The sequence below is a fragment of the Pseudomonas neuropathica genome, assembly GCF_051174785.1.
GTDB classification, from domain to species: domain Bacteria; phylum Pseudomonadota; class Gammaproteobacteria; order Pseudomonadales; family Pseudomonadaceae; genus Aquipseudomonas; species Aquipseudomonas neuropathica_A.
The window spans coordinates 4807894-4820644 of record NZ_CP195111.1 but is presented as its reverse complement, the minus strand read 5'-3'; the positions used below and the strand labels follow the sequence as shown (position 1 = coordinate 4820644).

The 12751-nt window shown below is 59.6% G+C and carries 8 protein-coding genes; 5 read left to right on the top strand and 3 right to left on the bottom strand.

What is annotated here, in order from left to right; translation table 11 throughout:
* Nucleotides 1-3: 3 nt before the first annotated feature.
* The gene (rapA, locus tag ACRRSD_RS21750; protein WP_435035265.1) at nucleotides 4-2850 is read left to right on the top strand and encodes an RNA polymerase-associated protein RapA; all 2847 of its coding nucleotides are present in this window, start codon (nucleotides 4-6) and stop codon (nucleotides 2848-2850) included.
* A gap of 171 nt (nucleotides 2851-3021) precedes the next feature.
* Here the strand turns inward: rapA and ACRRSD_RS21745 are convergent, their stop codons facing one another.
* The gene (locus tag ACRRSD_RS21745) at nucleotides 3022-4371 is read right to left on the bottom strand and encodes a spinster family MFS transporter (RefSeq protein WP_435035263.1); all 1350 of its coding nucleotides are present in this window, start codon (nucleotides 4369-4371) and stop codon (nucleotides 3022-3024) included.
* A gap of 301 nt (nucleotides 4372-4672) precedes the next feature.
* Between ACRRSD_RS21745 and ACRRSD_RS21740 the strand changes: the two genes are divergently transcribed.
* Nucleotides 4673-5041, top strand: coding sequence for a YkgJ family cysteine cluster protein (locus tag ACRRSD_RS21740; RefSeq protein WP_435035261.1), 369 nt, complete (start codon nucleotides 4673-4675; stop codon nucleotides 5039-5041).
* 149 nt (nucleotides 5042-5190) lie between these two features.
* Nucleotides 5191-7473, top strand: a complete 2283-nt coding sequence (locus ACRRSD_RS21735; protein ID WP_435035260.1) for a putative bifunctional diguanylate cyclase/phosphodiesterase — start codon at nucleotides 5191-5193, stop codon at nucleotides 7471-7473.
* Here ACRRSD_RS21735 and ACRRSD_RS21730 read toward each other — a convergent pair.
* Entirely contained in the window at nucleotides 7364-8260 is an 897-nt protein-coding gene (locus ACRRSD_RS21730) for an NAD(P)-dependent oxidoreductase (protein WP_435035258.1), read from the bottom strand. The genes ACRRSD_RS21735 and ACRRSD_RS21730 overlap by 110 nt on opposite strands.
* A gap of 196 nt (nucleotides 8261-8456) precedes the next feature.
* Between ACRRSD_RS21730 and ACRRSD_RS21725 the strand changes: the two genes are divergently transcribed.
* Nucleotides 8457-10655 carry a hypothetical protein gene (locus ACRRSD_RS21725; protein WP_435035257.1) on the top strand — a complete coding sequence of 733 codons (2199 nt, stop codon included), beginning with the start codon at nucleotides 8457-8459 and terminating at the stop codon, nucleotides 10653-10655.
* 273 nt (nucleotides 10656-10928) lie between these two features.
* Here the strand turns inward: ACRRSD_RS21725 and ACRRSD_RS21720 are convergent, their stop codons facing one another.
* Entirely contained in the window at nucleotides 10929-11249 is a 321-nt protein-coding gene (locus ACRRSD_RS21720) for a DUF2288 domain-containing protein (protein WP_435035256.1), read from the bottom strand.
* 352 nt (nucleotides 11250-11601) lie between these two features.
* Here ACRRSD_RS21720 and ACRRSD_RS21715 point away from each other — a divergent pair, with 352 nt between their 5' ends.
* Nucleotides 11602-12729 carry a branched-chain amino acid ABC transporter substrate-binding protein gene (locus ACRRSD_RS21715; RefSeq protein ID WP_166220952.1) on the top strand — a complete coding sequence of 376 codons (1128 nt, stop codon included), beginning with the start codon at nucleotides 11602-11604 and terminating at the stop codon, nucleotides 12727-12729.
* Nucleotides 12730-12751 lie beyond the last annotated feature (22 nt).

Sequence of the window (12751 nt, the reverse complement as noted above, 5' to 3'; positions counted from 1 at the left end):
AGCATGGCGCAGCAGTATCAACCGGGGCAACGCTGGATCAGTGACAGCGAAGCAGAGCTTGGTTTAGGCACCGTTCTGGCACAGGACGGCCGCTTGTTGACCGTGCTTTACCCGGCCACTGGCGAAACCCGCCAGTACGCGCTACGGAATGCGCCCCTGACCCGCGTGCGGTTCTCGCCGGGTGACAGCATCACCCACTTCGAAGGCTGGAAGATGACCGTGCAGCAAGTCGACGATGTCGACGGCCTGATGGTCTATCACGGTCTCAATGGGCAGAACGAAGCCGTCACCCTGCCGGAAACCCAGCTGTCGAACTTCATTCAGTTCCGTCTGGCCAGCGACCGTCTGTTCGCCGGGCAGATCGACCCGCTGGCGTGGTTCTCGCTGCGTTACAACACCCTCGAACACACCAGCCGCCAGTTGCAATCTTCGCTCTGGGGCCTGGGCGGCGTTCGCGCGCAGCCAATCGCGCACCAATTGCACATTGCCCGTGAAGTCGCCGACCGCATTGCTCCGCGCGTACTGCTGGCGGACGAAGTGGGTCTGGGTAAAACCATCGAAGCCGGTCTGGTGATCCATCGCCAACTGCTTTCGGGCCGCGCCAACCGCGTGCTGATCCTCGTTCCGGAAAACCTCCAGCACCAGTGGCTGGTGGAAATGCGCCGCCGCTTCAACCTGCAGGTCGCGCTGTTCGACGAAGAACGCTTCATCGAAAGCGATGCCGCCAACCCGTTCGAAGATACCCAACTGGCGCTGGTCGCGCTGGAGTGGCTGGTCGACGACGAGAAGGCGCAGGACGCACTGTTTGCTGCCGGTTGGGATCTGCTGGTCGTCGACGAGGCGCACCACCTGGTCTGGCACGAAGAGAAAGCCAGCCCGGAATACTCGCTGGTCGAGCAACTCGCCGAAGTCATCCCGGGCGTGCTGCTGCTCACCGCCACCCCGGAACAACTTGGTCAGGACAGCCACTTCGCCCGTCTGCGCCTGCTCGATCCAAACCGTTTCCATGACCTGGCCGCGTTCCGCGCCGAGAGCGACAACTATCGCCCGGTGGCCGAAGCCGTTCAGGAACTGCTCGACAAGGGCCGTCTCTCGGCCGAAGCGCACAAAACCATTCACGGCTTCCTCGGCAACGAAGGCGAAGCCCTGCTGACCGCGGTCAACGATGGCGACACTGAAGCCAGCGCCCGCCTCGTGCGCGAACTGCTCGACCGCCACGGCACCGGCCGCGTGCTGTTCCGTAACACCCGCGCCGCCGTGCAGGGTTTCCCGGAGCGCAAACTGCACCCGTACCCGCTGCCGTGCCCGGACGAATACCTCGAACTGCCGCTGGGCGAACACGCCGAGCTGTACCCGGAAGTCAGCTTCCAGGCCCAGCCGGACGCCAGCGAAGAAGAGCGCTGGTGGAAATTCGACCCGCGTGTCGAGTGGCTGATCGATCAGCTGAAAATGCTCAAGCGCACCAAAGTGCTGGTGATCTGCGCCCACGCCGAAACCGCGATGGACCTGGAAGACGCCCTGCGCGTGCGTTCCGGCATCCCGGCCACGGTGTTCCATGAAGGCATGAACATCCTTGAGCGTGACCGCGCCGCCGCGTACTTCGCCGACGAAGAGTTCGGCGCACAAGTGCTGATCTGCTCGGAAATCGGCAGTGAAGGTCGCAACTTCCAGTTCGCTCACCACCTGGTGCTGTTCGATCTGCCGTCGCACCCGGATTTGCTTGAGCAGCGGATCGGTCGTCTCGACCGGATCGGCCAGAAACACATCATCGAACTGCACGTGCCGTACCTGGAAACCAGCCCGCAAGAGCGTCTGTTCCAGTGGTACCACGAAGCGCTGAACGCGTTCCTCAACACCTGCCCGACCGGCAACGCCCTGCAGCATCAGTTCGGCCCGCGCCTGCTGCCGCTGCTCGAAGAGGCCGACGACGGCGAGTGGCAAGCGCTGATCGACGAAGCGCGCACCGAGCGCGAGCGTCTCGAAGCCGAGCTGCACACCGGCCGCGACCGTCTGCTGGAACTCAACTCCGGCGGCGCCGGCGAAGGTGAAGCGCTGGTCGAGGACATCCTTGAGCAAGACGATCAGTTCGCCCTGCCGATCTACATGGAGACCCTGTTCGATGCGTTCGGCATCGACAGCGAAGACCATTCGGAAAACGCGCTGATCCTCAAGCCGAGCGAGAAAATGCTCGACGCCAGTTTCCCGCTGGGCGACGACGAAGGCGTGACCATCACCTACGACCGCAATCAGGCGCTGTCGCGCGAAGACATGCAGTTCATCACCTGGGAACACCCGATGGTGCAGGGCGGCATGGATCTGGTGCTGTCCGGTTCGATGGGCAACACCGCCGTCGCGCTGATCAAGAACAAGGCGTTGAAACCGGGCACCGTGCTGCTTGAGTTGCTGTATGTCAGCGAAGTGGTAGCGCCGCGCTCGCTGCAACTGGGGCGTTACCTGCCGCCGGCCGCCCTGCGCTGCCTGCTTGATGCCAACGGCAACGACCTGTCGCCACGGGTTTCCTTCGAGACCCTCAACGATCAACTAGAGAGCGTGCCGCGTGCCAGCGCCAACAAGTTCATCCAGGCCCAGCGCGATCAGCTGACGCCACGCATCAACGCCGGTGAAGACAAGATCGCCCCGCGTCACGCCGAGCGCGTGGCCGAGGCCCGTCGCCGTCTGGCGGCCGACACCGACGAAGAACTGGCGCGCCTGACTGCGTTGCAAGCGGTCAATCCGACCGTGCGTGACAGCGAACTGGAAGCGCTGCGCACGCAACGTGAGCAGGGTCTGGCGATGCTGGATAAAGCGGCGTTGCGTCTGGAAGCGATTCGGGTGTTGGTAGCGGGCTAAACCGCCCTGCTCCACCGCTGAAAACAGAAAGGCCCGCAGTGATGCGGGCCTTTTGTTTGCCTGTTATTTATCCAGTGATGCTAATGGCCCTTTCGCGAGCAGGCTCGCTCCCACAGGGACCGAGGTCACAACGCAGATCCAATGTGGGAGCGAGCCTGCTCGCGAAGGCAATCAGACGGTCGCCGCTGCAACCTCTGGCTCAACCACAGCAACCAACCCTTCCTTCATCCGCTGCGCATCGCGCACAAAACACCGCGCCGCCAGAAACAGAAACACCATCGTCAAAAACAGCGCCACCGGAATCAGATACATCGCATCATGCAGCCCGACGGCCTTGAACGCCTCGGTCATCTGCTCAGCCCCCGCCGCCGCCATCGCGGTATGCGCAAAATGATCGGACAGACCACCCACCACCACCGGCCCCAAGCCACCGCCCAACAGATACAAACCGGCAAAGAACAGCGCCATCGCCGTCGCCCGCAAACGTGGTTCGACCACATCCTGAATCGCCGTATAAACACAGGTGTAAAAGTTGTAGGCAAACAGCCAGCCAACACTGAACACCACGACAAACACACCGATCTCGATACGCCCGGCATGCAGCGCCCACGCCGTGCACAACGTCGAGATGATCAGGCTGAACGCCGCGAACAACAGTCGCCCGTTGGCCACACGCTGGTGAATCTTGTCGGCGATCCAGCCGCCCAGGGTCAACCCGACCAGCCCGGTCACGCCAACGATAACTCCGGTGGCCACCGCCGCTTCCTGCAACGGCATGAGGAAATAGCGTTGCAGCATCGGCACCAGAAACGAGTTGCAGGCATAGGTGGCGAAGTTGAAGCACAACCCGGCCATCACCAGCCAGAGAAAGGTCGGCACCGCCAGAATCCGCCGGATCGGCTTGTCGACTTTCTCTTGCGAAACCTGCACGGTCTCCGCTGCGCCGCGCTTCGGCTCTTTGATAAAGAACATGAAAATCGCCAGAAGCAGACCCGGCACCGCTGCAATAAAGAACGGCGCACGCCAGCTGTCAAACGCCTTCACCATCCAGCCAATGGTGAAGAACGCCAGCAACAGGCCCAACGGCAAACCGAGCATGAAAATGCCCATCGCCCGCGCCCGACGATGCGCCGGAAACAAATCACCGATCAGTGAGTTGGCCGCCGGCGCATAACTGGCCTCGCCGATGCCGATGCCCATGCGCACAATCAGGAAGCTCCAGAAACTGCCGACCAGACCGTTGACCGCCGTCAGCGCACTCCACGTCGCCAGACCCCAGCCCATCAGCTTGCTGCGCGAGCCGGTGTCAGCCATCCGCCCCAAGGGCAGGCCGGCGATGGCGTAAACAATGGTGAATGCGGTACCGACAATCCCCAGTTGAAAGTCACTGAGGTGCCATTCCATGCGGATCGGCTCGATGATGATCGCCGGAATGGTACGGTCGAAGAAGTTGAACAGGTTGGCGAGGAACAGCAGGAACAGAATGCGCCAGGCATTCGCCGCTTGGGTCGAGTTCTGCATGGGTCCGTCTCTTTATTGTTATGGGGCTTCACTGCCAACGCATCCGAGCCCGGAACCTGCAATCTAGTCAGCCATGACTGGCCTGTCTGTGATCATTCGTCTGCCTGATATCGGGCCATGGCACTGTAACGAAACGTAAGCCCTTGATAAGCCTGAAATCCCCCGAAAACCGGGGCTTTTGCGGCAAAAACTTGCCACAAAAAAATAGTTTCGCGCCCCCCTTCCCAAGTTCGTGGCGAAGCCTAGAATGGCGGCCGGATCCGTCCGGATCTCCCGATCAATCCCTTTGATACCCTCGCCCATGTCTGAAGTCAGTCCGTGTCTGAATTGCGGTGCCTGCTGTTCCCATTTTCGCGTGTCTTTCTTTTGGGGTGAGTGCTCATCTTCCGGCGGCACGGTGCCTGATGAGCTGGTCACACAGATCAGCCCGAGCCGGGTGGCGATGAACGGCACCGACTGCAAATCGCCGCGCTGCACGGCGTTGGTCGGCGAAGTGGGCAGCGAGGTGAAGTGCTCGATTTATGAATTGCGCTCCAGCCCCTGCCGTGAATTCGAGTCGTCTTGGGAAAACGGCGAACAGAATGTCGACTGCGATAAGGCCCGCGCGCGTTTCGGCTTGCCGCCCCTGCAACCGGACTGGGGGCAAATCCCTCTCGAACAGATCGCTTGAGCCTTTAGCGCCAATCGCTATGACGCTAATGCCGAAATCGTTAGCGCCAATGTGCCACCACGGCTTGCACCCCGAAATCGGCCTCTATACTCCTGACATTCAACTGCGTACAACGCGCACTCGGGACGACTTCAGAGACGGGGCATGCTATGGAGTGGCTTGGTTTGCAGTTTGTTACCGAGCTGCCGGAGAGCGGGCAGGTCATCCTCGATTGCAGTCACAACCCTCTCTTGGTGATGGTTGCGTATCTAGTCGCCTGCGCAGCCAGTTTCGCTACCCTGGATATGGCTGAGCGCGTTGTAAATGCCGAAGATCCGGAGTCGCGGCGGATCTGGCGCTGGATCGGCGCGACCTGCCTGGCCGGCGGCATCTGGGCCATGCATTTCATCGGCATGCTGGCTTTCCAGACACCGATCGACATTCAGTACGACCTTGGCATCACCCTTTTCTCGTTGCTGATCGCCCTGCTCGCCTCTTGGCTGGCCATGCAAACCCTGAGCGAAGCGCAGCCGAATGCGTTGCATTGCTTGAAAACCGCGTTTGTCATCGGCCTGGGCATCGCCGGCATGCATTACGTTGGCATGGCGGCGATGAAGTCGAGCGCCACCGCCTACTATCAGCCAGGACTGTTCGCGCTGTCTGTGGCGATCGCCATCGGCGCCAGTTTCGCCGCGCTGTGGGTGGCCCGCTATCTGAGCGAAGGCAGCGGCGTGGCCCATCAGTTACTCAAGTACAGCGCTGCGCTGATTCTCGGCGCTGGCATCATCAGCATGCACTTCACCGGCATGGCTGCGCTGGATCTGGTTCTTCCCGAGGGTGGCCTGACAACGGGCGCCAGCGATACCGGGCATCTGCAACTGGGCCTGACCGTGGCGCTGATCATCCTGCTGATCCTCGGCAGTGCGATCAGTGCGGCGCTGGCCAACAAGAAACTGCAGAACAAGGAAGAGGACCTGCGCCGCGTTAATGCCCTGCTTAGTCAGCTCGACCAGGCGCGCATGTCGCTGCAACAAGCGGCCAACTACGACGCCCTGACCAACCTGATCAACCGCCGCGGGTTCAACCAGATCTTCGCCGAGAAACTCTGCCAGAAAGCCACCGAGGGCGGCATGCTCGCGGTGATGTTCCTCGACATCGACCACTTCAAACGGATCAACGACAGCCTCGGTCACGACGCCGGTGACGAACTGCTCAAGGTTATCGCCCAGCACATCAAAGGCTCGGTGCGCAGCCATGAAGACGTGGTCGCGCGTTTCGGCGGCGACGAGTTCTGCATCCTCATCAACCTGCATGACCGCGAAGAAGCCCGCAATATGGCCCAGCGCATCATGCTCAAAATGAAGGAGCCGATCGAACTGGCCGGGCGCCGCATGGTGATGACCACCAGCATCGGCATCAGTCTGTTTCCGGAGGATGGCAGCACCTGCGAAGAACTGCTCAAGCACGCCGATCTGGCGCTGTATCAATCCAAAGGCGCAGGGCGCAACGGCCTGCATTTTTTCAGTTCCAACCTCAAGACCCGCGCCAGCTTCGAGCTGCAACTGGAAGAAGAATTGCGCCACGCCTTGCGCGAAGAAAACGGCCTGATGCTCTATTACCAACCGATCTTCGAACTGAAAACCGGTCGTGTCACCAAGCTCGAAGCGCTGATTCGCTGGCAACATCCGCTGCACGGTTTGCTGACCCCGGATCGCTTTATCACCATCGCCGAAAACAATGGCCTGATCGCCGAACTGGACAACTGGGTGCTGCGCCGCGCATGCAAGGATCTGGGCGAATTGTCGCGCCATGGCTGCGAAGAACTGAAAATCGCCTGGAACTGCTCGCCACTCAACCTCGCCCGGGAAGAACTGGCCAACGAAATCGAACAGGCATTGCGCAGCGCCGGGGTGGCGCCGGAACGGCTGGAACTGGAAGTCACCGAAAATGCGCTGATGGGCAACATCGCCAACACCCTGGTGCTGCTGCGACAGATTCGTGCCCTGGGTGTGTCGTTGTCGATCGACGACTTCGGCACTGGCTACTCGTCGCTGGCCTACCTCAAGCGCCTGCCGCTCAACACCTTGAAGATCGACCGCTCGTTCATCCTCGACATTCCCACGGCAACCGCCGACATGGAGATCGTCCAGGCGATCATCGTCATGGCGCACACCCTGCATTTGCAGGTGGTGACCGAAGGCGTCGAAAGCCTGGAACAGTACGAGTTTCTTGAACGCTCGGGCTGCGATTTCATCCAGGGTTACCTGCTCAGCCGCCCGGTGCCGCTGGACGAGTTGCGCCCGGTGCTGGAGGAAATCAATCAGCGCAAGCATTCACATGCGGTCAATCCGTTGATTCTGGCGCGCGGTACATTTGCACCAGGGTCGCTGGATCCTGTGCCAAATAACCTTGCGCCCCATGCAGGCGCATCAGTTGTGCGGCCAATCCGCTGATCGGCGTCGCCGAGCCCTGTTCGCGGGAGAATTTGACGGCGGTGTCGAGATCCTTGAGCAACGTGCGCACGTGCCATTTGATCGGTTCGAAACGGCTTTCGGCCATTTGCGGGGCGAGAATCTGCAACGGTTTCGAATCGGCAAAACCGCCGGCCAGTGCTTCGGCGATCAGGCTCGCATCGACGCCAGCCTGCTCGGCCAGCGCCACCACTTCGGCAATCACCAATGCGTTGCACGCAACGATCATCTGGTTGCAGGCCTTGGTCACCTGACCCGCGCCGATGCCGCCCATGTGCGTAACGCGCTGGCCGAGACTGAGCAATACCGGGCGCACACGCTCCAGATTTGCCGCATCGCCGCCGACCATGATTGCCAGACTGCCCGCCTCGGCACCAACCACGCCGCCGGACACCGGTGAGTCCAGCCAGGCCATGCCGGTTTTCTCCAGCAGTTGCGCCGCCATTTCGCGAGTGGCCGTCGGTTCAAGGCTGGAAAAATCCACCAGCAACTGGCCGTTTTTCGCGCCTTCGGTGATACCGCCAGCGCCAAACACCACCTCGCGAACCACTGCCGTATCGGCCAGACACAACATCACCACGTCGGCGTGCTCGCACAACTCAGCGGCGGTCGCCACCTGCCGGGCACCGGCCTCGACCAGTGGCGCGCACTTGGCCGGGTTGCGATTCCACACGGTCAGCGGGTATCCCGCCGCCAACAAACGGCGGCACATGGGCAGGCCCATCAGACCGATTCCGGCGAACCCCAACGAAGGTAGCGTTGACATCATATTGCCTCTTTTCGATTAAAGATCGCCGAATAATGGCCGATTCATCAACGATCAGGAAAGGATTCCCCCCAGCGACAGTCAGGCCAAAACCCTGACGCTCGGGCTCAATTCGCGCACAAAAGACGCGAGATCTTATTCCGTGAGGTTCGCCGGCAACTGGCCGGCGAGCCAACCCAGTCCAGGTATATGGCGCACAATGACTTCTAAAAACAATCCCGCCACTGCGGTATCCGATCTGACTTTGAGCCCTGCCGCCAACAGCCCGTCATCGTCGAAGCCATTGGTCCCGTCGCGCCCGCTGTCGACTCAGCAATACCTGTACTTCACCGAAACCAATACCGACCGCATCCTCGACAATCTCGACGGCCTGCGTGATCTGGTGTTCCCGCGCCCACCGCACCTGGAAGGCGACAACGAACAGCACAACGACCAGGAATTCCCCTCGGTGTGCCTGATCGGCCTCGGTCGCTGCGGCTCCAACATCGCCCTCGACGTCGCGGAGCTGGTGTACAACGCGCGCAAGTTCTACCTCAACGAATTCAACAACGAAGACCGCGCGGCGGATCGTCGACTGGCCGACAAGGGCTACAGCCCGGCGCAGTGGATCAAGAACAACCTGCGCATCGGCCCGAACAAATCGACCAAACCGGTGTTTCTGGTCGAGCCGCTGGTGATGCTCGGCGACCTCGACAAGGACATCGCCGGGCGCATCCGTTTTTCGCGCAAGGGCGAGAAAAGCGGTTTCCTGCGCGACTACAGCAAAATGAAAATCATGGACTTGTCCGAAGTCCACGCCGGTGGCGCCGGTAACGCGCCGATCCTCGGCCAGTACCTGGCGAAGATCATCCTCAACAAGGACACCCAGCGCTTCTCCAGCCCAGACTGGAAAATGATCCACTCGTACCTGATCGACAGCTGCGGCATCAAAGCCAACCAGTCGCGCCTGTATTTCTCGATTTTCAGTGCCGGCGGCGGTACCGGTTCCGGCATGGCCTCGGAGTTCGGCCTGGCCCAGCAGCACTCGTACATGAACAAGACGTTCGACACCAAGCCGATGGACGAGCATGACGGCAAGAGCGGTCATTCGTTCGTGTTCGAACCGATCTTCACCAGCGGCATCTGCGTGCTGCCGAACATTTCCGATCACCGCAGCGAAATGTCCGAGGCGCTGCACATCAACGCCGGTCGCCTGCTGTGCAAATACCTCTCGGAAGAATGGGATTTCTCCTACAACTTCGCCAATGAAGACAGCAGCGAAGCCAGCGTCATGGGCCGTATCCGCCCATGGAACGCAATGATGCTGATCTCCAACGACATCATGCGTTACGCCGAAGAAAGCGATGACGGCAACATCCAGAACATTGATGTCAATGCGATGGAGAAGCACGCCAACCAGTACATCTCGCAGCAGATCTTCAACATTCTGACGGCGCAGGCCGTCACCACTGACTACGACCAGAACTACTTCCGCCGCGCCGGCATCGACATCGGCGAAACCATTCGCCTCGACGCCAACGACCTGTTCATGAGTCTGGCCGGCCCGGTGGCGATTGCCTACGCCGAATCGGTTGTGCCGGAAACCCCGCCGCCGAGCAGCGACAAATTCAAGGTGTTCGACAAAGAGCCGCAACGCCTGAACATCGACGACCTGTTCTTCCGCTCGATCGACCTGCCGCACTTCAACAAAGTGACTCAGGCGATCGAAGGCATCAGCCTGCTGCCGATCGAGTCCAAGCGTTATCGCGCTTCGCTGGAGCAGTACAAGAACTCCGGCTACGACGCCGCCGCCCTGCACGACCTGCACTTCTTCAAGAATTGCTCGTCGGTGGTCTCGATCGTTTCGCTGCCGAAAGACTACAAGCTGTCGTACATGGACCTGAACCGGTTGAAGACCCACCTCAACAGCCTGTTCCCGAATACCACGCTCAAGCGTTACGCACTGGTAATCGGCGCCTCGGCCAACCTGTCGCTGACCACGTTGATTGCGAAGAGCCCGTGCCTGTCGGACGACTTTCTGACCCTGATCGTCGCGTTCATCAAACGCTGCTTCGCGAAGAACCCGTACCGTTTCGATGACACCTTGGACAACTCGATCCTCGATTTCATCATCAACGAGGAGTTCGACGAAGACCGCATCGACGACCTGCTCAACGAGTTCGAGAACCCGGCGAAGATCCTTGATACCAACTGGTACGCGATCAAACCGATGTACGAGAAAAAGTACCGCGAGCTGATCAACGACAAAGAGAAGTTTGTCTCGATCAACGACATTCGCCTGTCGCGCGATTGCGTAAAGAAGTCAATCAAGTACCTGCGCGAGATCTACCGTCACCGGATTGGCAAGACCAAGGTTATTTCGCTGAATAACCATACCGGCAAGTCGTTCTCGGTCTGACCGAGTCGCCCCCTTCGCGAGCAAGCTCGCTCCCACATTTGAAATGCATTCCCCTGTGGGAGCGAGCTTGCTCGCGAAGGGGCCGGCACATTCACTAAAGATTTCAGCCTTACCAATATCCAGAAACAATTAAGCAGCCGTTAGGCTGCTTACTAAACTGTTCCCGTTACGTTTACGTCACCGTGAGCCCACCATTGCTTGTGGCATTTCTCTACGGCAACGTGCCATCACGCTACTCCGCTACACACTTTTCGCCGATGGCTAGCCGCACCATCAAGGTGCAACGTCTGCGACCAACGCCCTTTCCTGGATCAGAATCCACGGCGAAACCACCACCGCCCACAACGAAGGATCGCGCTCGAAAAGATCCAGCGCCCGCGTTTCAGACAGCTTGGCGACCTTGTCCTCGGCCAGCCAGGCAGCCACTTTCTCGCCATCATCCGACGCCACGGCCTCGGCAACAGCGATCAAATCCAGCGCAGGGTCGACCCACAATAGGGCACCCTTGGCGAAGAACGGCTCCAACTCTTTCCAGGTAATAGATGCGGTTTCACCAAGCAGCTTGGCATAGAGGGTGCTAGGTTCTTGATTCATGGGAGCTGTCCGGAAAAGAAATCGACGCGAATAATAACGTCGGTGGTCCGCCAGCAAAACCCGGTTGCAAAAAGCTGCACCGAACGAAAAGAGCAGGAACGCCAAGGAATGCTGCTGATTGGGATATATGCCCACGAACGCCCCGCCGCAATTCTGTCTTTTTCATTCAAAAATGCGACACCCCCAAGTTTTGCCCCTCGGCGCCTGCTTCCCAGGCTGACAACCGGCGCTCTACACTGTACCGGTACAGTTGCCGGGGGCATTTCCGGAGGGTATCGCAAAGATATCTGACCCGGTTCTGCTGCTACGGCGCCAGAACTCAAAAAAATTACAACAGTAAGAGTGGAGCACTATGACTAAGGCTACTAAGCAGATTTCCAAACTGTTTGCCGCTATGGTTCTGGCCGGGGTTGCCAGCCATTCGTTCGCAGCTGACACCATCAAAATCGGTATCGCCGGTCCTAAAACCGGTCCAGTAGCCCAGTACGGCGACATGCAGTTCAGTGGCGCAAAAATGGCCATCGAGCAAATCAACGCCAAGGGCGGCGTCGACGGCAAGAAACTCGAAGCCGTTGAATACGACGATGCCTGCGATCCAAAACAAGCGGTAGCGGTCGCGAACAAGGTCGTCAACGACGGCGTCAAGTTCGTGGTCGGTCACCTGTGCTCCAGCTCTACTCAACCGGCTTCGGACATCTACGAAGACGAAGGCGTGATCATGATCACCCCGGCTGCCACCAGCCCGGACATCACCGCGCGTGGTTACAAAATGGTCTTCCGCACCATCGGTCTGGACAGCGCCCAGGGCCCTGCCGCCGGTAACTACATTGCCGACCACGTGAAACCGAAAATCGTTGCTGTGCTGCACGACAAGCAACAATACGGTGAAGGCATCGCCACCGCCGTTAAAGCCACCCTCGAGAAGAAAGGTACCAAGGTTGCCGTGTTCGAAGGCATCAACGCCGGCGACAAGGACTTCTCCTCGATCATTGCCAAACTCAAGCAAGCCAACGTCGACTTCGTTTACTACGGCGGCTACCACCCGGAACTGGGCCTGATCCTGCGTCAGTCCGCTGAAAAAGGCCTGAAAGCCAAGTTCATGGGGCCGGAAGGCGTGGGTAACGACTCGATTTCGCAGATCGCCAAAGACGCTTCCGAAGGTCTGCTGGTGACCCTGCCGAAATCCTTCGACCAGGATCCGGCCAACGTTGCCCTGGCAGATGCCTTCAAGGCGAAGAAAGAAGACCCGAGCGGTCCTTTCGTATTCCCGGCCTACTCGGCTGTTGAAGTGATCGCTGAAGGGATCAAGGCTGCCAAGTCCGAAGACGCTGCCAAAGTGGCTGAAGCCATTCACGCCGGCACCTTCAAAACCCCGACTGGCGACCTGAGCTTCGACGCCAAGGGTGACCTGAAGGACTTCAAATTTGTGGTTTACGAGTGGCACTTCGGCAAACCAAAAACTGAAGTATCCCCTCAGTAAGGCGCTGCCTGACTGACTGCCA